This window comes from Fundidesulfovibrio putealis DSM 16056 (assembly GCF_000429325.1).
GTDB classification, from domain to species: domain Bacteria; phylum Desulfobacterota; class Desulfovibrionia; order Desulfovibrionales; family Desulfovibrionaceae; genus Fundidesulfovibrio; species Fundidesulfovibrio putealis.
Map to the genome: position 1 here is coordinate 1 of NZ_AUBQ01000013.1, position 21,252 is coordinate 21,252.

Annotated in this window: 13 protein-coding genes and 1 tRNA gene; 10 read left to right on the forward strand and 4 right to left on the reverse strand. The window is 62.0% G+C overall.

Features of this window, described 5'->3' with window-relative positions; translation table 11 throughout:
- Positions 1-1,345: 1,345 nt before the first annotated feature.
- Positions 1,346-3,367: a PAS domain S-box protein gene (locus G453_RS26245; RefSeq protein ID WP_051272250.1), complete on the reverse strand. Its 2,022-nt coding sequence runs from the start codon at positions 3,365-3,367 to the stop codon at positions 1,346-1,348.
- A gap of 707 nt (positions 3,368-4,074) precedes the next feature.
- Positions 4,075-4,150 (reverse strand) — tRNA-Ala (locus tag G453_RS0110145).
- Between the two features lie 135 nt (positions 4,151-4,285).
- Here G453_RS0110145 and G453_RS0110150 point away from each other — a divergent pair.
- From G453_RS0110150 to G453_RS0110160, 3 genes are all read left to right on the forward strand, one after another.
- Positions 4,286-5,281: an ABC transporter permease gene (locus G453_RS0110150; RefSeq protein ID WP_027190982.1), complete on the forward strand. Its 996-nt coding sequence runs from the start codon at positions 4,286-4,288 to the stop codon at positions 5,279-5,281.
- Complete coding sequence (locus G453_RS0110155) at positions 5,274-6,107, forward strand: ABC transporter permease (protein WP_027190983.1); 834 nt, start codon at positions 5,274-5,276, stop codon at positions 6,105-6,107. The genes G453_RS0110150 and G453_RS0110155 overlap by 8 nt, the downstream gene beginning before the upstream one ends.
- 340 nt (positions 6,108-6,447) lie before the next feature.
- Positions 6,448-8,061 carry a DNA repair protein RecN gene (locus G453_RS0110160; RefSeq protein WP_027190984.1) on the forward strand — a complete coding sequence of 538 codons (1,614 nt, stop codon included), beginning with the start codon at positions 6,448-6,450 and terminating at the stop codon, positions 8,059-8,061.
- A gap of 12 nt (positions 8,062-8,073) precedes the next feature.
- Here the strand turns inward: G453_RS0110160 and G453_RS0110165 are convergent, their stop codons facing one another.
- Positions 8,074-8,580, reverse strand: a complete 507-nt coding sequence (locus tag G453_RS0110165) for a hypothetical protein (protein ID WP_027190985.1) — start codon at positions 8,578-8,580, stop codon at positions 8,074-8,076.
- Between the two features lie 207 nt (positions 8,581-8,787).
- On the opposite strand from G453_RS0110165, the gene G453_RS0110170 reads away from it, so the two are divergent.
- The 3 genes from G453_RS0110170 (at position 8,788) to G453_RS23350 (ending at position 15,308) form a co-directional block, all read left to right on the forward strand.
- A complete protein-coding gene (locus G453_RS0110170) occupies positions 8,788-10,284 on the forward strand; it encodes a hypothetical protein (protein ID WP_027190986.1) in 1,497 nt (498 codons plus the stop codon).
- Between the two features lie 132 nt (positions 10,285-10,416).
- A complete protein-coding gene (locus G453_RS0110175; protein WP_027190987.1) occupies positions 10,417-11,706 on the forward strand; it encodes a glycosyltransferase family 4 protein in 1,290 nt (429 codons plus the stop codon).
- On the forward strand, positions 11,703-15,308 hold the full coding sequence (locus G453_RS23350; RefSeq protein ID WP_156920873.1) for a hypothetical protein: 3,606 nt from the start codon (positions 11,703-11,705) through the stop codon (positions 15,306-15,308). Before G453_RS0110175 ends, G453_RS23350 begins: the two co-directional genes overlap by 4 nt.
- 24 nt (positions 15,309-15,332) lie before the next feature.
- Here the strand turns inward: G453_RS23350 and G453_RS26250 are convergent, their stop codons facing one another.
- Complete coding sequence (locus G453_RS26250; RefSeq protein WP_027190988.1) at positions 15,333-16,811, reverse strand: 4Fe-4S binding protein; 1,479 nt, start codon at positions 16,809-16,811, stop codon at positions 15,333-15,335.
- A gap of 126 nt (positions 16,812-16,937) precedes the next feature.
- On the opposite strand from G453_RS26250, the gene G453_RS0110190 reads away from it, so the two are divergent.
- The 4 genes from G453_RS0110190 to G453_RS28780 are packed head-to-tail and all read left to right on the forward strand — an operon-like array spanning position 16,938 to position 21,146.
- Complete coding sequence (locus G453_RS0110190) at positions 16,938-17,636, forward strand: Crp/Fnr family transcriptional regulator (protein ID WP_043645410.1); 699 nt, start codon at positions 16,938-16,940, stop codon at positions 17,634-17,636.
- A 13-nt stretch (positions 17,637-17,649) separates the two neighbouring features.
- A complete protein-coding gene (locus G453_RS0110195; RefSeq protein WP_027190990.1) occupies positions 17,650-19,917 on the forward strand; it encodes a glycosyltransferase family 39 protein in 2,268 nt (755 codons plus the stop codon).
- 31 nt (positions 19,918-19,948) lie between these two features.
- A complete protein-coding gene (gene fliJ / locus G453_RS0110200; protein ID WP_027190991.1) occupies positions 19,949-20,392 on the forward strand; it encodes a flagellar export protein FliJ in 444 nt (147 codons plus the stop codon).
- The gene (locus G453_RS28780; RefSeq protein ID WP_235731740.1) at positions 20,313-21,146 is read left to right on the forward strand and encodes a MotE family protein; all 834 of its coding nucleotides are present in this window, start codon (positions 20,313-20,315) and stop codon (positions 21,144-21,146) included. The genes fliJ and G453_RS28780 overlap by 80 nt, the downstream gene beginning before the upstream one ends.
- The last annotated feature ends 106 nt before the right edge of the window (positions 21,147-21,252 follow it).

The window sequence follows — 21,252 nt, forward strand, 5'->3', positions numbered from 1 at the left end:
AGTTTCGGCTATCTCTCGGACCTGGGCCAGCTTTCTGCGGCCCATGAGGTGTGTCTTGGCTATCTGCCTGTCCGATTCGCCAAGGCGCATCCGGACAAGAGCATGGCGATATTCAAACATCTCGAACCTCCGATTGGACATCCCGCGTACCTCCCGCTCGTGAATCCGGCGGAAATACGTGGCATCTCGAAGGTCCGAAACCCGGTTCGGCCAGGCTAGACTGGCTCCATTACCTGATCATCAAATGGCCCCATTGCGTGAGCACTGGGTGGCTCCATTAGGTGAACATCCGGTGGCTCCATTGGGTGAACATCGAATGGACCCATAGGGGCGGTCGCCGACAGTTCATTCCTCCATATCTCGCTCCTCTTGGAAGCTCCAGAGCCGGGGAAGCCCAATCCCCCAGCTCCAGGGAAAAGCTCCAGGGCGGCCCTGTTATGTGGGAAATTGGGGGACAGGGGAGGCTGAGGGGTGCTGGGGCTTTTGGCCGAGAGGCAGATGGAATTTGGACGGTGCAGACACAGGGCCGGGCATATTCACCGGGAGCCCTTCGTCATCAACTGCCAGCATGCGTTTCACACCTGTACCGCCCCAGCACTTCAGCTCTTTGCCTGCTTACACCCGTTGCGATCGAAACGAATGGAAGAAGCGGGAAACGAGGAGGCTGACGGGGAAATGGGGCTTTGTGCACAGGCAGGAACTGTACTTGACCAAAAGCGAACTACCCAGCTTCGTGCGCATCTATTCTTTATCAATCAACAAACACCACATGACAAATCGGGAAACCCTACCTATCTTCCTTCCGAATATTACCTTAGCCTCCTACCCAGGGGGAGTTAAACGTGCTGGTAGAATGCAGATGCGGAGAGCAAATCCGTTTACGAGACAAAGCATGCAGCTGCTGCGGACAGTCGACATCCGTATGGAGACAGTACGAGAGGTATGTACATAAACTTGCTGGCGATGTAAGAACAATCAGCATTGCGGACTTCGTTTATTGCCTACTGTTTGGCCCGCTGTATTTCATGTCACTCAAGATGTGGAAACCAATGGCTGTCATGACAATTACCTTTGCAGGTTTCTTCATATCTTCAAGTTACAACACCATGTTTCCATTAGTCGCCCCCATATATTTCGCGATCAATTGGATCGGCTATCCAGCGATGGCAATGCGCCTCAAGCGGCGGCACTATATAGCCCTAGGATATGAATCCAGATACTAATTGCGGTATTAATGTCCCCCAAACACCACAGGATCCTTCGCTCTCACCGATACCAGGGTACTGAAGCAACTCTTTCGTTTTGTGCAGGATCATAATCCTCTGACTGTGTCACCACTGACACTCTAAAATTTATCGGTGCGATTCGGCGAAATTGGCAAGCGGACAATAAACTTGGTGCCCTTGTCAGGCATAGACTCGACATTAATTGTGCCATTATGATTGTCAACAATAATGAAATAAGACACAGAAAGGCCGAGCCCCGTACCCTTTCCGACGGGTTTAGTAGTGAAAAACGGCTCGAAGACGTGCCTGCTGACGTCCTCGGCGATGCCAGACCCATTGTCTTCAATCTCAATGCACGCCCACTCACCGTCCGCAAACGTTTTTAATGAGATGACTGGAGAAGGAGTCCCGGCCATGGCCTGAGCTGCGTTGGTTAGGATGTTCATAACTACTTGCTGAATTTGCGCTTCAATACATGAAACAAGTGGCAGGACGGGGTCATAATCTCGAACAGTCCGAATATGCCTGAAATCGTATTTCTTTTCCAAGTCGTAGTCCGTAGAACAAAGCTCTAAGGTCTTATCCAAAAGAGCGTTTATGCTTATCGGGACATGGCCTGATGTACTTTTGCGACTAAACTCAAGCATGCTTGAAACTATATGAGCGGCTCTTTCTCCAGCATGCTGTATGGACTCAAGCGCAGAAAAGATGCCGCGTTTCTCCATATAGCACTTGATCGAGTCAAATGAGCATCCGGCATGCGCTGCAGCACTTAAATTCCCTGGAATTTCAGCTGCAAGGCGACTCATCAACACCTGAACATTCTGCACAATTCCGCTTAAGGGATTATTTATCTCGTGCGCCATCCCGGCAGCTAATCCGCCAACGCTCATCATTTTTTCAGATTGAATTATCAAATCCTGCATCTTCTTGCGACCGGTGATGTCGAGATACAACGTTGCGACCGCCCTATGTCCTGTTTTGAAAACATATACCTCGAAGACTCCTGAAATATTTTTGTCCTGATATGGCGTCTCGAACGTCTGCATGCAGATTTTTCCAAGCGCAACCTCTCGATACATTTCCGGTATGTTAGTCCCATTGAGACCTGGGAAAGCGTCCTCAATGAACATGCCAATGAGCTTTGAATGCTCAATGTTAAGCAAACTGTCTGACGCTGGGTTTGCAGCAACAAGGATCAATCGATCATTCTCATCTAATTGGTAGAAATGTATGCCCATCGGAGAAGATTCCACAATGCTTTTGAAACGCTCCTCAGACACACTCAATGCATGCTCAGCTAGCTTTCTCTCGGTGATATCACGAACGTTAACGAATACCCCACGGATATCTGGATTCTCCAGTTGGTTCGTCCCCCATGCTTCAAGATACACCCATGAGCCGTTCTTATGCTTATGTCTGTACTGAGTCCCCCCCATTCCATCCTTCAAAATTGTTGTAAACGTTGCCATAACCCGCTCCTGATCATCTGGGTGAATCATTGTCTTGATGACAGGAATCCCTATCAGTTCTGACGGATTGTACCCCAGCATCCTCTCAACCGCATCACTGACAAAAATTTGAATTCCTTCCGCATCAAGAATTGTTATCGAATCAAATGAGTACCGGACAATCTCCGAGAAACGCCGTTCTCTCGCCAGAATAGTCTCTTCAGTCAGCTTGTTTTCAGTTATATCCTCCACACTGACTAATGCGTACCGCATTCCGTCAATATAGAGTGGAGTAACGGCAAATTTCACCCATAAGACATCCTGGTCTCTGTCAGAGTAAAAACGGGATTCGCCGCGCAGACCTGCGGCCCCTCCCTCACCCTTCAGAATCGTTTCGATGGCGTTGCTCAACTCGCATTGCAGACATTCAGGGGATTGACCGCACTCACTTTGATTCAAACTTCTGCTTCTACATGCAATGAGGTCGCAGAAGCAATTCGTGCATTCAGTCGGGTGGAACTTAAACAAATCTCGGGCAATGGAGTTGATAAACAGGAGGGTGCGATCTTGGCCAATGACGAACATGCTCATCGGCGAGGCTTCGAGAACTGTGCGCAGGCTGGTCTTGGCGTCCAACAACGCATCCACCTTCCGTTCGTCAGGACTTGAGTTGTTACGGTGCTTGGCCATCGAAACCTCGCCAGGAATGATCCTCTTTTCCAACTCTTAAGACACATGACGAGCCTGTACAAGGATTATACAAAGAGAGCCCCAGCAGACAAACTGCCCAGAGTAAATCCCTAATCCCCTGTGACTCACTGCAGCTGTCCCCGCGTCAAAACTTACGTCATCACTCATCCAGGTAGAAAATGATGCGCGACACCAACCCTGGTCATCCCTCGTCCTTCGACTTTCTCCATAGATGCACCGGAGATGTCCGAATGTCCAAACCGACGCAGCCGCCCAGGATCAGTAAACACCCCAGGTGCCCGCAACCCTTTTATTTTTCCCAGAAAGGTCGCTTTCAAAATAGCTCAAGCTCAAGCCCCGTCAGCGCTTCATCATCCTTCGGAGCATTTGCGAATACCCAGGCCAGGAGCAGCAAAACCCAATACCCACCACCGCTTGAAAATCCACCAAGAGTCCCTTCGCCAAGGGCCTCATGCTCCGCTCCGTCTTCTCCAGGAGAAAACATCAATACCCAGCGAATAGACGCAGCAAAAGACAACCTCTTGAAAAACTTTCAAGAGGCCTTCGTCTTCGATGATCAAACAGGGGTGATTGTGCTTCGCTGGATCAGCTCAGCCTGGGGGTGCCAACAACTTTTGTTGGCGGATGTTGGCTAAGTAAAAATTTGAAGGGGTTACCCAGTTTCCTGGATAACCCCTTGAAATAAGTGGTGGAGCTGGACGGAATCGAACCGACGACCTCTTGAATGCCATTCAAGCGCTCTCCCAACTGAGCTACAGCCCCACACGGGAGAACTGCTTTTGCCCGAGACTTTCGAATCCGTCAACAGCAAATTTTCATTTTTTAAAAATTTCTTCATCCCCCCTTCCCTCGCGCAGGTCCCGCCTGATACATCCAGCCCGTCTGGAGGCTTCTAACGTGCTAGCCCTGCTGCATCGACTTCTCATCAAAACCGTCTGGCTCGTCGTGGTGTTCCTGGGGATCACCCTGGTGAGCTTCTGGGTCATGCATCTGGCCCCCGGCAAACCCACCGACCTCCAGACGGACCTGAACCCGCTCATCACCCCCGAGGCCGTGGCGCGCCTGGAAAAGCTCTACGGCCTGGACCAGCCCGTGCACATCCAATACTGGCTGTGGCTGAAACGCCTCTCCAAGCTGGACTTCGGCAACGCCCTCACCGGCGACCGCCGCCCCGTCTGGGACAAGATCAAGGAGCGACTGCCGCTTACCTTCGGCATGAACCTGGCCGCGCTTATCCTCACGCTCTCTTTGGCCATCCCAATAGGCGTCACGGCAGCGGCCAAACAGAACGGCTTCTTCGACCGGGCGTCCACCGTGTTCGTGTTCGTGGGCTTTGCCATGCCCGGATTCTGGCTGGCGCTGTTGTTGATGCTGCTTTTCGGCATCGTCTGGCCCATTTTCCCCATCTCGGGCCTGACCTCGCCGGACCACGCCCTGATGCCCTGGTGGCGCCAGACCCTGGACCTGTGCGCGCATCTGGCCCTGCCCATGTTCATCTACGTGTTCGGCGGGCTTGCGGGCATGAGCCGTTACATGCGCTCCTCCATGCTGGAGGTGCTGCGCCAGGACTACATTCTCACCGCGCGCGCCAAGGGCCTGTCCGAACGCGTGGTCATCTACCGCCACGCCCTGCGAAACGCCCTGCTGCCGGTGATCACCCTGCTGGGCCTGTCCATCCCCGGCCTCATCGGCGGCTCGGTCATCATCGAGCAGATATTCTCCCTGCCGGGCCTGGGGCAGCTCTTCTACCAGGGCGTCATGTCGCGCGACTATCCGCTCATTATGGCCAACCTGGTGCTCGGCGCGGGCCTGACCCTGGCCGGAAACATGCTGGCCGACGTGGGCTACTCCCTGGCCGACCCGCGCATCCGCTCCGGAGGCGGCAATGGCTGATTCCGGCCTGCGCCGCGCCCTGGCGCACCCCATGTTCGTGGCGGGCATGGGCCTTGTGGGGCTCATCTCCCTGGCGGCCATCTTCGCGCCGCTCATCACGCCCATTGACCCGACGGCCCTGGATGTGAACAACGTGCTCAGGGCCCCGAGCCTCGCCCATCCCTTCGGCACCGACGCCCTGGGGCGCGACGTGCTCTCGCGCATGCTCTACGGCGGGCGCGTGTCTTTGTGGGTTGGCTTTCTGGCCGTGGGCCTGTCCGTGGCGCTTGGGCTCTTCTTCGGCCTCGTTGCGGGCTACTTCGGCGGCCTGATCGACGAAGTGGTGATGCGCGGCGTGGACGTAATGCTCTGCTTCCCGTCGTTTTTCCTGATTCTGGCGGTGATCGCCTTTCTGGAGCCGTCGCTGACCAACATCATGATAATAATCGGCCTGACCTCCTGGATGGGCGTGGCCCGACTCGTGCGCGCCGAGGCACTGACGCTCAAGCACCGCGACTTCGTGCGCGCTGCCAAGCTGGCCGGGGCCGGGAACCCGCGCATTCTGCTGCGACACATCCTGCCCAACGCCGCCGCGCCCGTGCTGGTGTCGGCGACGCTTGGCGTGGCGGGCGCGATACTGACCGAATCGTCGCTGTCGTTCCTGGGGCTCGGGGTGCAGCCGCCCATGCCCTCCTGGGGCAACATGCTGCTGGAAGGCAAGGAAGTGCTTGAGATCGCCCCTTGGCTATCGCTCTTCCCAGGTATCGCCATCCTGCTGACCGTGCTGGGGTACAACCTGCTGGGCGAATCGCTGCGAGACATTCTGGACCCGAGGCTGAGGCAGTAAGAGAATAGTAAGAGATGACCAGGGCTCTGCCCTGGACCCGCCAGGGGGATGATCCCCCTGGACCCTCAATGGGCTTCGCATTCTTGAGCGGGGGCGCTAGCTGGGGGTTGGGAATTGTAATGGGCGTGCCATGCGCGGCGGGCGACGAATCGTCTTCAAATCGATTCGAGTCCGCCGCGCATGGCACGAACGGGACAACTCCCAACCCCCAGCCCCCAATCGACGAAACGACATACTGTCGCGCTGGAATGCGAAGCTACTTAATAGTTTTTGAGAGGAGGTCCCGGAGGAGAACTTTTTTCAAAAAGTTCTCCTCTGGGCCGCCGGAGGCACTCCACTCGTGATAGAACTCTTGCGCATCAAGAACCTGGCCCTCATAGCCGACGTGGAGCTCGAATTCGCGCCGGGCCTGAACGTGCTGACCGGCGAGACAGGCGCGGGCAAGACCTTCGTGCTCAAAGCCCTGGAATTCCTCACCGGCGAGCGCCTCACCCCGGACATGGTCCGCCCCGGCGCGGAGAAGGCCCAGGTGGAGGCCCTGTTCGTGGACCAGGGGGAAGACCTGATCCTTAGGCGCGAGCTCTCGGCGCAGACGGGCCGCGCCCGCCTGTACATCAACGACCAGCTGGCCACCCAGGACGCCGTGCGCGAACTGAAGCCGCGCCTCTTGCTTCACGCCAGCCAGCACGGCCAGCAGCAACTTCTGGCCCCGGCCTTCCAGGCCAGACTGCTCGATCACTTCCTGCCGGACGCGGGGCTCCTGGAAGAACGCAACGGGCTGGTGCGCGAGCTGACCGGCCTGGAGCGCGACATCCAGTCTCTGCACGAGCGCCTCGCCCACCTGGAAGACCGGCGCGAAGTGCTGGAGTTGAAGCGCGCCGAAATCGACAAGGTTGCTCCCCTGGAAGGCGAGGAAGAGGCCCTCATGGAGCGCCAGCAGACGCTGCGAATCGCCCGCAAGGCGCGGGCCGCGCTGGACGCGTCCCTGGACATGCTGCACGGCGAGGCGGGCATCCCGGCGGGCCTTGGCAGACTGGAGCGGGAACTGGCCGCGCTGGCCCAGACCTCGGAGAACTTCCAGGCTGACCTGGAGGTCGTACGCGAGGCGCGGCTCAGCCTGTCGGATCTGGCTGGACGCCTGCGCGGCGGGCTGCCGGGCCTGGAGGACGACCCCGAGGCCGTGGAATCGCGCCTGTGGGAGCTGGCGCAGCTCAAGCGCAAGCTCAAGCTGTCCATGCCCGAGGTGCTGGCCCTTGGCCGCGAGATCGAGGAGAACCTGAACTTTCTGGACAACGCGGGCCTCGACTTCAAGCGCATGGACCGCCTCCGGGGCGAACTGCGCGCCCGGCTGGGCGTTGCGCTCGAGGCCCTGGACGCAGCTCGCAACGAAGCCGCTGTGGCGCTTGGCGCGCGCATCGAGGAAGAACTGCGGGGACTGGGCTTCTCGGAGCACGTGCGCGTGCTGTTCGAGTTCGTCCCCGTGGAGTTGTTCCCGGCGGACGAGGCCCATCCACCCCTGACAGAGCGCTCCGCCCGGCTGCTGTTCGCGCCGAACCCAGGCCAGCCGCCCCGCCCGCTGGACCGCATCGCCTCTGGCGGCGAGCTGTCGCGCTTTCTGCTGGCCCTTACCAGCCTGCGCGCCGGAAGCGACACGGCCACGCTGATCTTCGACGAGGTGGACGCGGGAATCGGCGGCATCACCCTGAACCGCGTGGGCGAGCGGTTGAAGCAGCTGGCCGCCAAACGCCAGATGCTGCTGATTACCCATTGGCCGCAGTTGGCCGCGCTGGCGGGCAGGCACTTCCTGGTGGCCAAGCACGTCAGCGACGGCCAGACCGAGACCACCGTGACCGGCCTGGATGGCCCGGGGCTGGCCGACGAACTCTCTCGTATGGCCGGTGGCGGCGAACAAGGGCAGGCCTTGGCCGGAAAGCTTCTGGAAGCGCAGGGTTGATCGAGTAAGCCGCTACAACTCCTGCCTCCCTGCCGCCAGGGCGTACGCCTTGAGCGGTGCGATGTAGGCCTCCAGCGCCCTGACCGTGGCATGCCCCACGATGCCCACGCGCGAACGCATGGTCATGGGCAGGCTCCCGGCGATGAGCGCCGCCGCGCCTTCCAGCCTTACCGCCGCATCGCCCAGCCGCTTGGCCAGCCCCGCCTGGAGCGCCGGGCACTCCTGAAGCGCAGCCGAACGCATCAGCGACAGGGTGTCCTGGCACTGCTCGTAGAGCACCCGCGCCAGCACCATGCCGTAGAACACGTGCAGATCGGCCTTGCCGTCCAGCACGTCGCGGCTCATGGGTTCGGCCATGGCGTCCAATTCCGGCATCACCCGCGCCAAAGCGTCTCGCCCCGGACGCAGCTGTTTCTCCAGGCTTTCCAGCGTGGCCGGAGTTTCAGAACCCGGCGGCCCCGGCTGGCCCTGCGCCCAGGCCGGGGAGAAGCCCCCCAGGCAAGCCAGCGCAAGGACCAAGCAAACCGCAATTCCGTTTTTTCCCATAAACCAGCCGCAGGACGCCATGCCCGTTGACTCTGGAGCCGACCGTCTTACGGCCCCTCGGACAGGAGCCGTCATCGTCCAAGCCATACCGTCCTGGCGCGCAATATCCGTCAACATTGACTTCCCCCTCCTTCAGCCGTAAGGCCAAAGCCGGTTATCATCCCTTCTCCTGGAGACTCCATGTTCGACCTCCTCGTGGCCGTGGGGATCAGCCTGGCCGGGTTCGCCCTGCAGGTCTGGCCCCGGCTCATAAACCGTTATTTCGGCATCGACACCTGGCGCTTCACCCTGCTGGCCCAGTACATCCGCGACAACAGGAAGCTCCCGGAAAGCCTCCCCCATAAGTACATCGTTCCGGGCTCCGTGGACAACCCTCCGCTGCTGCCCTGGCTGTGCTCGCTGTTTCCCAAGGACTGGCTGGACCGCAACCAGGGTCTCATCTCGCCCATGTTCGACGTATTGGGCAGCCTGACGGTCTACTTCATGGGCTACTCCGCCACCGGGCAGGCCGCCGGAGGCCACTTCGCCCAGATGGCGTATCTTCTCACGCCGGTCGTGCCGCTGGAAGCCTCCAACCTGTCGTTGCGCACCTTGGGCAGCCTCATCTTCACCTGGGCCATGCTCCTGGTGATGAGCTACGTGCTCCACCCGTCCTGGTGGACTTTCCTGCTGGGCGTGGGCGGCGTGATGCTCCTGTCCATGACCCACCGCATGGCCATGCAGGTGTTCTTCTTCACCCTGTTCTGGATGGCCATGGTCACGGGAGACGTGAACCACCTGCTGGTGTTCGCCGTGGGCGTCCTGGCGGCGGTGTTCGCCACCAAGGGCCTGTACCTGCGCTACCTGCGCGGGCACCTGCTCATGATCAGCTTCTGGATGTACAACATCCACAACAGGCTGGCCCATCAGGTGCGCGGCAACCCCACCAAGGAGCGCAAGCACACCGACTTCGTCAGGCGCATCGAGCACCTGATCTGGACCATCCCGGTTGCGCCGTTTCTGGCCGTGAATCCCTGGATTCTCTACTCCTTCTGTGCGGTGTTCAGCGTGCTGCCCCAGGCGGGCGACCCCTGGATGAAGGCCTACGTGCTCTGGAGCGTGACGCTTTTTGGCCTGGGCATCCTGTTCAACCTGCCGCTGCTGCGCTTTCTGGGCGAGGGCCAGCGGTATCTGGAGTTCGGCACCTCGGCGGCCGCAGCCGTGGCCGGAGCCATGATCTTAAGGTTCCAGGGCAACCCGGAAGTGTGGGGCATCGTGCGCTATGTGCCCTGCATCATCGGCCTGGGGTGCCTCATCCTGGTGCTGTTCTTTCAGCTGAAGCTGGTGGTGAAGAACCCCGACAAGTCCATCACCCCGGCACTTCGCGCGCTCATCGACCACCTGAACAGCCGCCCGAAGCCTGTGCGCCTGGCCTGCCTGCCCCACGGACTGGCGGACGCTGTCACCTACTTCCTGGACAACGGACAGGTGCTCCTCTCGGACAACTCCGTGGGCGTGTGGGAGCTGGTGGACTGGTTCCCGCTGATCACCAAGCCGCTGACCGAGATCGCCGAGAAGTACAACCTGAACGCCTTCCTGGTGAGCACCAACTTCGTCAAGCCCGAAGAGCTGGACCTGCCCGGCTACGAGATCACCTTCAGCCAGGACAACCTCATCCTGTTCGAGCGCGTGGGCTGAACCTAAGTGAATTCAAAGGCATATTTCGCGCGCTTGACCATTCAAACGGCAACGAATAGGTATTTCATCCATATGGCACTTATGATGGACACCGCACCCACCTGCATCACTCCGGTGCGCAACGGCTGACCCATGGGATTCTTCCGCCGCAATGTGGGTTCCTCAGAGCCCGAAGGGTTCGATCTGGAACGCCATCCGCGCGTAGCCATCCTTGTGGAGACCACCATCCCCCCGGTCTCCAGGGCGAACCTTCGCATGTACTGGCTGGCCAAGGCACTCATCGCCGAAAAGAAGGCCATGGTGAACATGGTCGCGCCCAGCCAGGATCTCGCCTCGCGCCGCTCCTACTACACGGAGTGGATCTGGATGAACCAGTATCCGGGGTTCGGCAAAATGCTTTACGGGACGCTCAGGCTGCCCGTGCGCCTGTGGCATTTCCTGGCCTCCATTATCACCATCATCCTGTTGGAAATCATCTACCGCAAGCACAAGGCACGCGGCATCTGCGCCGTCCACGCCTGGAACCCCCTGGCCGGGATGGCTGCGGTTATCGCCGGGAAGATCATCCGCAGGCCGGTCTTCGTGGACTTCACCGACTTTTACTCGGACATCGCCCGCACGGACATGCCGCTGTTGTCGAAACCTCTGGTCTGGCTTGAAAATCTGGTCTTGTCCCAGGCCCAACGGGTGTTCGTGGTCAGCGACGTGATGCGCGAGCATCTTATCACGGTCAAGAAACTTCCCCCCGAGAAGGTCGTCGTGGTGGCGGACGGAACAGACAGCCAAGTCTTTCGTCCAGGCCTGGACGGCGCGGCGGTCCGGAGCAAGCTGGGCGTGGCGCCCGAGGCCCCCATGCTGATCTTCCACGGCGACATCAAGCACGACGACGGCGTGGACGTGCTCATGCACGTACTGGCCGGAATCGTGAAGGCCCGCCCGGACACGAAGCTTCTCATACTGGGCGGCGGCGGACCGTACTTCGATTCAGTGATCCGCCCCCTGATCGCCTCCCTGGGTCTTGACGCCAACGTGCTGACCCCGGGCTGGATTCCCCACCAGGAAGTCCCGGCGTACATCAACGCCTGCGACATCGGCTGCATGACCTTGCGGGCCACCCTGAACCACGACAACTATCTGTCCTTCAAACTCTTCGAATACTGGGGCTGCGGCCTGCCCGTGGTGGTCACCAAGCTTAAGGCCATCGGCAAGATCGTCAAGGACGGGGAGAACGGGCTGGTCTGCCCCTCGGAAGACGTAGACGCCTACGTTGCGGCGTTCCTGCGCCTGATCGAGGACCGCGAGCTCGCCAAACGGCTGGGTTCTGCCGGACGCAAGCTGGTAGAAGAGGAGTTCGACTGGCGCCAGATCATGAAACGGGAGGTGGCCGAATATACCCCGGATATCCTCTCGCTCGCAAAGTGACCCAACCGAAACCCACCCCTATCCTGTGTCCGCAGCGTTGGTGGATCGTCCTGGCGACAGCCTTGGCCGTGACCGCCGCAGGCTACCTGCTGGCCTACGGAGACGCGCTCTGGGCGCCGGGGCACATTTCCCAGAACTGGGACCAATCATTCCCGCCCTTTCCTGAAGAGATCAGAACTTACGGGAGTATCTCCCATGCCACCTGGAGCAGCATCTTCGAGCTAGGTTCGCCCGGCCCGATGAACGGCCTGACCTTCTATTTCGACCTCCTCGTCCGCAACGGCCTGTCCTGGCTCGGGGGGGGAATCCTGGCCCGCTGGCTCAACCTGGCCTACATGCTGCTAGGAACCGCTGGGTTCTGGATGATCTCCCGGCGGCTCGGGCTCTCCGGGATATCCACGCTTGTGGTCTGCGCCCTCTCCCAGTTCAACCCCCGCACATATTCGATGGCCTTGAGCGGACATACCGAAGCGGGATTCGCATACGCACTGGCCCCGTGGATCATCACCCTCGCAGATGTGGCCGTAAAGGCCTCGAACCCTCGTCATTTCTTGGCCGCAGGGCTGTGCGCGGGCATGGTCCTGGCATTGGCTTGTTCCTCCCCCTTCGGCGTCACATCGGCGGGCCTGCTGCTGGCGCTCTACTGCGCGTCCGCCATGGCCAGCGCGCCCGGTTCCCCGTGGCGCTCCCTGGCTGTCCTAGCCATAGCTGGTGCGGTCATGATCGTGCTGCACATGCACTGGATATTGCCCACGGCCCTGGGCTCCGCCGGGGCCAACGCGTTCAAGCACAACCAGAGTGTCGCTGAGATCCAGGCCGACTACGTCCACAAATATCGGGAGTATTCCATCCCGCCGCGCCAAGCCATGATCGGCCACACAGACAACCATGGCATGGGCTCCGAGTACGCCTACCCGGTGGCTGCCCCCGCCGATCAATGGTGGAAGCCCTCGGCTTTCGCGATCTTGGCGCTTGGGCTGCTCGGCCTGCTCGGGCGCTCCCCCAACCCCACGCTCAAGTGGTTCGCGGCCTTATGCCTTCTGCTCGGCTTCGTGCTGCTCACAGGCACCCGGACACTGCCTGGACGCTTCCTGTACGAGGTGGTGCTGTATCAGGCCAAGGTATTGTTCTTCTTCATGGCCAGACCCACGCGCTGGCTGCTGGTCTACTATACCGGGTTCGCCTTGCTGGCCGGACTTGGTCTGGAAGCCGTGTTCCGCCGGAGCATCTGGACGACACACCGCTGGCCAGACCGACTGGCCGTGGCCTTCACAGCCGCAACGCTGGCGGTCTACCTCTTTCCCTGGTGGTCTGGACAGCTGGCCGTGCCCAAGAACGAGACCACGCAGACCATGGCTATCACTCCCCAACCCCTCCGCCCGGAGGAACGCGCCCTGGCCGAGGCCCTGGCCCGCGACCCCGGCATATACCGTGTGGCGGTCTTCCCCACCATATCCAGCCCCACCGGGGACATCCCCGCGCCCCCCTCCTCGAGCCTCACGCGCAATTTTGGCATGATGGGCAAGGACTCGCTCGTAGGTCCGGCCTTCATCGGCAACCCCTACGGGCGGTACCTGCTGTCCGTGGCCCACCGGAGGGTGCCCTCCACCGACGAATACGGGCGGCTGCTCGGCCTGAGCGCGGTGCGCAGGGTGGTCTGGGACAAGGACGAGCCGTACCTGTCCTACCTGGATTTCGGCTGGATGCCCCCGGCCAAACGAGGCTCGGAAACCCTGCCGGATCCGAAGGACGTCCTGCGCCCGTTTCTACAGGCTCAACGCGACCTGCCTCCCGACAAGAGTTGGTCTTTCGGTCCCTTCGTGGTCCTGGACAACACTGACTATTTGCCACGAATCCGCGCCACGCAGTCCGCAGCGCTGGCAACCGGTGGGTTTCCGCTGCTCTCCAGCATGGCCCAGCTCGAGGCCAATCCCTTCGGACGCACCGCCCTGTTCTTCTCCACGGATCTGGACAAGTCCGATATCGACCGGCTGGGGAAGGCCCGTGGCGAGGTGTTGGTCCACAACGACTCATGGCCTGAACTTCTGCTGCCCTATCTTCCCGCCGGAAGCTGGCGGCCCGCACTCGAACCGGGCAAGGCCGCTCCGGACGGGTGGGAGCGCGTGTCCGACCGCTGGCACCAGGTACTCTGGTTCGAGGGGTCGCCCTTGAACACCGGGGCGCTGGTTTCCCGCGAGGCGTCCACGATATCTATCCCACTCGCCGGTTCGGGCCACTACCGCCTGTTGGCGCGCGTGGGCAACCTACCTGCGCAACATGGCCTAACGATAGCCCATAGCGGCACTACGCTGGCGACAACAGCCTCGACCGATCCTTTCGACAAGGGATGGCGCTGGCTTGATCTGGGAACCCGTATCATGGACGGAAATCCCGTGAGTATTCTGGCAAGGGGCAGGGGGGCAGTGGTGTCTGGCGTCTTGGCCGTGCCGGAGGGAGAATTCGTCGCCGCACGGAGGGCCTTGGAAAAGGCCTTCTCCATAAACGCGGGCACCGTGCTGGCCGAAGCGGAGGCCTGCGTGCTGCAGTCTCAGGGCGTGTATTCGGCAATCCGGGACATCGCCTTGCTGACACCCGTGCCCGGGGTGAACATGCAGACGGAGAACCTGCGGGCGGAAAACCTGGACGGCTCGGGGGCGGGCACCCTGGCCGCCGAGGGCGACCAGCCTGGGCAGGCTTCGTTCCGCCTGGATTTCTCCTACCCCGTCTCGGGATTCACCCTGACCAGCTACCCCCGCCTCTTTGGCGATCCCGACGGGAAAGCCTACGTTCGGGCCTCCTGGTCGGCTGACGGCAAGACATATCTGCCCCTGTACGAACTCACTGCGGCCACGGACGGAAAATGGGAAGACGTGTACGCCAGACGCAAGGAAGTCTCGATCCGCCAGCCGCTATCTTCCGTCTGGATTCGTTTCGACCTGCGCCAGGCCCAGCTGGGCTCTCTCGTGAATCCCCCCAACCAGCCCATGACCATCACCGTCGCCCCTGCGAATTCCTATCCGGACGCGGCCTCCATGGGACAGGCCGTCATGCTGCCTGCTCGCTTCGCGCTGCGGCCCCTGGGCTCCGGCCCTCACCGCGTCCGGGCGCGCCTGCTCACCCCACAGGGTCCCCTCTGGCAAGAGCTGGGCACCTTCGAGCCCGGTCCCCGGGGGCTGGTGGAATTGGACGTAGATGCTCCCGGCAATACCGGCAACGCCGCCTGCGACCTGCTGGAAATGCGCGGACAACCGCAAGCCGAAGCGCCAGGACCGATGGTTTCCCCGGACTCCACACGCCTGAGTGCCGCACGCTACAGCGTTCAAGGGAATCTGCCCGCCAACGGGTTGCTGCTTTTCAGCGAGGCCTATCATCCCTCCTGGCTGACAATATCCGCCAGCGAAACGATCAAGCCCCTCAAAGCCTACGGCTTCATGAACGCCTACCCGCTTCCAGACAACCCTCCGAACGGCCTGCTCCTGGAATTTTCGGCTGAGAAGTTCCGGAATCTGGGGCTTGCCATATCCATCGCAGGCTGGGGAGCGTTTGTCCTGCTTATCGTGGCTCTGCTCTGCTGGCCCAGGCGGTCAACAACGCTCCGATGATGCTCATATACGACATGCCCTCCCTCACAGGCGGGCCACCCCCAGAAACAGCGCATGCAGGCTCACGGCCAGGGTGACGAACGCGGCGCGCGCGCCAGGCCCGCCGCGCCCGAACACGGTCAGGGACATCTCGCCGCGCGGGCAGCGTTCCAGGCAGTCGCCGCAGAGCGAGCAGGACACGCCAGGGCGGCGCGCCGCCAGATCCTCCGGACGGAGCGCGTCGTAGCGGCAGGCCATGGAGCACGCGCCGCAGGACGTGCAGCCCTCGCGGATGCGCAGCCGCCAGGGCGAGAGCTTCCCCAAAATCCCCGCCGCCAGCCCCATGGGGCACCAGCCCGTGCAATGGGTCATCACCCCCGCGCGACGCGACACGATAATCATAATGCCCACTCCGGCCAGACCGAACCCGGCAGCCAATCCGGCGGCCCAGACCACGGGAACGCCCAGGCGTCCCATGAGCCAGGCCCCGCCCAGCACCAGCACGGCCAGCGCCGCACGCCCCCTGCGCACCCAGGCCGGAAGCGGGCCGGGGCGCTTCTTTGCGCCGGACATGGCCGAATCCCACGCGCCGATGTAGCACAGGTGGCTGCACCAGCCAGGCCCCAGCAGGAGCACCGTGCTCCCGAACAGGATCAGCATGAAGAGGCCCTCGCCGCGAAAGAGCGGCCCTGCGGCGATGAGCGCCGGCACGGGCAGGTGCAGCGCCCCGGTCATGAGGAAGCGCTCGAAACCCACGAGCCCCAGGGCCAGCTGGGCGAAAAAGACGAACGAGAAGAGCCCCCAGATGCGCCGCCGCACAACGGGCGAGCGCCCCGGCGAAAGCATTGCCTGCACCACGAACCCGGCATAGAGCGCCAGAAGCGAGGCCTCCAGCCAGCCTGCGCCGGGCAGGAAGCGCTCGGCCAGCAGCATGGGCGTCGAGGCCTTCAGCTGCACGGCCCCCAGGGCGCACAGGGTCAAGGCCCAGGCGGCCAAGGCGGGGATGGTGGTGTCGCGCGCCAAGGCGGGTGGACGCTGGGTTATCTGTAAAGGCTTGAGGGGCGCGTCACGCCAGCCGGACAGGGCTTCTTCCGGCTGGCCGATGCCGGAGACTCGGCCGGAGGGCTCGCCAGGTGTGCCCCCGACATCAGCGGGGCCGACTCCCCCGGCGGTTTCAGGGGCAGCCCCGCCCTTCGGGCGAGAGGCGAAATACGGACGTTCCAGCGCCCAGGCCGCCAGGGCCGGAAGCATGGCCGCCACGGCAAGGATCACGGCCAGCCGCGTCCAGGGCATGCCCATGGCAAGGCGCATCTTGATGAAGAACACCATGCTGTTCAATGTGACCAGCACTCCGGCCAGCATGAGCGCCTGGCAGGCGCGGCGCACGAACTCGCGCCGCAGGGGCAGGAGCGCCAACGGGGCGAGCCAGGCCAGTGCCTCCGGCAACCCTTGCCAGCGGTGCAGGTGCGCTGCAGGAATCAGCCCCCCCAGGATCACCACCGTTATCAACGCAGCCTTTTTCATGCCCTTCTCCCTGCCGATCCTGAAATGGACGGGTTATCCGTCCGACTCACGAGCCATCATCCCTGAAGCTATCGTATTCCCCTCATGGGGCTTTGATTTGCATCAAAAAGCGGCTAGCATGGCCCCATGCATGTCAAGCCCAGCGCCACGCAGACTATTTTGGCAACGGTTCCGCTGTTTTCGAGCCTGAGCCGCGAACAGCTCACCACCCTGGAAAACAACTCGGCAGTCCTCAAGCTGGACAAGGGCCAGGTGGTGTTTTTTGAAGGCGCGGAGGCCAAGGGCCTGTACGTGCTGCTTTCGGGCCAGGTGAAGATCTACAAGTCTTCTCCCGAGGGCAAGGAGCAGATCCTCCATGTGCTCCCCCCCGGCGAACCCTTCGCCGAGGTCCCCATGTTCACGGGCGGCAAGTTCCCGGCCAACGCCATGGCCATCCAGCCGAGCACCGTGCTCTACACCGAGAAATCCGTGCTCACCCGCCTGATGGAGCGCGACGCAGGGCTCGCCATGGCCATGCTGGCCGCCCTGTCCCAGCGGCTGCGCCAGATGGCCACCATGATCGGCCAGCTCACCCTGCGCGAGGTCCCAGCACGTCTGGCAGCCTACCTGCTGCACCAGGCATCGGAGAAGGAATCCGAAACCTTCGTGCTGGACATGAGCAAGGGCAACCTGGCGGGCTTTCTGGGCGCCACGCGCGAGGCCTTGTCCCGCGCCCTGGCCAAGCTTGAGGACCAGGGCTTCATCGTCATGGACAACCGCACCATCACCATCGCCGATCGCGACCGCCTGACTGAACTGGCCGAGGGCGACAGCAAGTTGAAATAAGGTCTCCACCAGCGTGAAAGCCCATTTCGGCGCCTCCCAGACCATCCTTTGGCCGGGGTTGACGTTCATCCTTGCCGTCGCGACCCTTCTCCGGTTCTACGAACTTGGCCTGCCCTCCCAATGGTATGACGAGATGAACCTCACGCTGACGGCCCTCAATCCGGCTCTCTTCATCGTCAAGCGTTCCCTGGTGATGGACACGCATCCTCCGACGTTCGCACTGCTCACGAAAGCAGCCCAGATCCTCGCCCACAACGACTTCGCCATGCGCGTTGTCCCGGCGCTGGCGGGCCTGGGCGGTGTCCTGGCGGTCTTCTTCCTGGGGAACTCCGCAGCCGGACCCGGCGCAGGGCTTTGGGCCGCCGCCCTGATGGCGCTCAACCCGAGCCACATCCTCTACAGCCGTGAAGTCCGGCCATACACGTTGTTTCTCCTGGCGTTCCTGTTCATGCTCCAGGCTTTTCACCGCTACCTGGACCGGCAGGACCGCCGCAGTCTCCTTACGCTGAGCGCCGCCAACGCGATCCTGCTGCTCCTGCATTTCCTGTCCTTCCTGCTGGTGGCCGCCCAGGGCCTCATGGTTCTTGCCATGTTGGCGGCTTCGCGGGAAAAGAGGCTCCGAGCCTTTTTCGCCTACTGCGCCGCGACCGTTGTTGCCGCCCTGCCCGGAGCCGTCTTCATGCTGGCGCGGATGGGCAAGGAGGCCGCCTACGACAGCTCCCCGTGGGCCGTGATCTCCCGTTACGGGCTCAACGCGTGGCGCGTGCTGTTCGAGAATGTCCCACTCCCCTTGGCCATGCTCCTGCTTGCGGCGCTCGCGATCGGTCTCGCCGTGCTCTGGCGCGGCAACAGGCGGCTGGCCTGGATGTTTCTCGGATTCGCCGCCCTGCCCTGCGTGATCCTGTCCGTGGGCGGCTACAACAGCTACTTCGCCCCCTGGCATCTCAGCTTTCTGATGCCCCTGGCCGCCATATGCGCCGGGGCCGCGCTGGCCAGGGTTCCCCTTCTGCGTTCCCGCCCGGCGCCGGCGCTTTTCGCCGCCTGCGCCTGCGCCGCGATCTTCCTGCTGACGCCGCACCTCTTTTATCGTGTGCAGAGCAATCACGGAGTGTACAAACCGACTGCGGCAAGGCTCCTTCCACTTTTGCGCAACGGGGACACCTGGTACGCCTCCGACTTCTTCTCTGCCCGGGCTCTCAACTGGTACCTTTCGGATTCCGGCGTCCCCGACTTCCGGGAGCCCGGACAACTGCCCGGCAGCGACGGAAAGAGCTTCCTGCTGCTGGACTTTTCCGAGTCCAGCAGATCGGGAACCCCTGAGGTCACCGGATTTTCAAGGCTCGGCAAACCCCGGCACTTCCAGGATATCGAGGGAGCCCGGGTGTTCCGGTGGGATTTGCCAGCCCCGGTCCCCCTGTCCGTCTCGCCGGGCGGGGAGAACGCCCACCTCACCGCCGACCCCGACGTCTTCCTGCGGCACGCCATGGGCGTTCGCCACATGACATTTCTGCCGCACGGCGGAAACGTCATGATCCCGCTGCACATCGGCGTTCCGGGCCGGTTCGAGGCCGTTTGGCGCAATAACTGGCAGCAGCCGCAGTTCCTGAGCTTCACGCTGGGTTTGCGCAACACTGGCGGAAGGGGGCTGGTGCGGGCTAGTCTCGTATTCGATTCGGAACCGCCGTTAACAGTGTTCGAAAGCGCCGCGCCCGACAACCGCCCCAGCGTGATGATAACCTACAGCAGGACGCAACCGTTCCGGGAATGCATGGTGAAGCTCGAGTTCATCCAGAACGAACCCGCCGCAGGCATGGACATGTGCGACCTGTATCCCGTGGCCTTTAAGGAGCTTCTGGTTCTCCAGTACCCGCTTCCTCCCGACTTCGCATTCCCGGAGCGCTCCGAGGGCCTCGGCCCGGTGGAAGAAGTCGGCGGGTCTGCGTGCCGATGGGGCTTTGGCCCCTCCAGCACCTTCCGTTTTCATGCGCAGACACCCGGTCCTTTCCGCCTTCGATACTCCCTGTTCAATCCTCTGGAAGGCCAGGTCGTCCGCACCGCCGTCAACGGCGAAACCGTCAACCGATACGGCGCCATTCCAGCGTTCCCTGGCATAATGTTCGCTGACAACGAGGTCGTCTTCCAGGCCCAGGCCGGTGAAAACACCGTGACTTTGCAGTACGCCCTTTTCAACCGGCTCACCCCGGACAGCACCTTCGCCCCACAGGACCACCGATCACTTGCCGTTCTGCTGCGCGAGGTGCGGATCGAACCGATTCCGTAGCTGGCCCGGTCCTTGCTTAAACGGGCGCATCATGCCCAGACCGTTTCGCTTCAACCTGCAGAAGGTGCTCGACTACCGCGCCCAGCTGGAAGACCAGGCCAAGCAGGCCCTGGCCAAGGCCGAGCAGGCCCATCAGGCCGGACGCGCCCGCGTGGAGCACATTCAGTCCAGCCTGTCGGCCCACCTGGAAGCCATGTCCCAGGGCGGGGCGAAAAGCGCGGCCGACATCTGGCTGGGCAGGAACTACGCCAAAAGACTGGCGGGGGACCTGTATCTGGCCCAGCAGGAGGAAGCGCGGCTGGCCCAGGACGTGATCCTGCGCCGCCAGGAATTGGTTGATCGGGCCAAGGAGCGCAAGCTTCTGGAAAAACTCAAAGAAACACAGGCGGAACGCCATGCGCGAGATGAGAACCGAAAAGAGCAGGCCGAATTCGACGAGATGGCAACCCTTCGCTACCAGGTTCCGGCTGTCTAAAGTCGCCCTGGCCGTGGCCGTGCTGGCCGGGGCCAAGCTGGCGCTTCTGCTGGTGATGGGGTTCGGCTCGCCCTCGAAGCCGGGAGCTCCCGTACCGCAGGCGCAGGGGCAGACATCCGTGCAGATGCAGGCCCAGGCGACTGGGCAGACTTCTGCGCTCTCTTCGGCCCAGCAGGGCATCGCGCCCGCTGGCGTCCAGGCCCCGATTTCCGCCTCTTCCGAAAAAACGCCGGGCCAGACCCTGTCCCCGGCCCAGGCCGTTCAGGCCGTGCGCGCCGTCATCCTGGAGGAATCCCTGGCCATGGCCGCCCAGCAGGCCCCGGCCGCGGCGGCGGACAAGAAAGCCCCGCCCGCGCAGCCCGAGTCCGTGCTGTCCGTGCAGCAGCTGAAAGCCCGCGCCGAGGCCCTTGATCGCCAGGAGCAGGCCCTGAAGACCCTGGAGGCCGACCTCAATACCCGCCTGGCCAAGCTCCAGGCGTTGGAAACCCTTCTCAAGGGCATGCTGACCGAGGCCAAGTCCATCAAGGAAGAGAACATGCGTCACCTGATCGACGTGTACACCAACATGAAGGCCAAGCAGGCCGCGTCGGCCCTGGAAGCCCTGGATGAGAACATCGCCGTCAAGATTCTGTCGGGCATGAAGGGCAGGCAGGCGGGCGAGATCCTCTCCAACGTCAGCGCCAAGAAGGCCGCCAAGCTCTCCGAGGACCTCACCAAGCTCCAGGCCGGGCCGAACCTGCCCGACAAGCCCTAGCCGCACCGACCATTCATCAATCAGGGCCTCTCCGGGACGCGCAGGCGCGATCCGGGGAGGCCCTTCACGTTGTGCCGGGGTCTTCCCTCCCGGCGCGGCCCGGTGT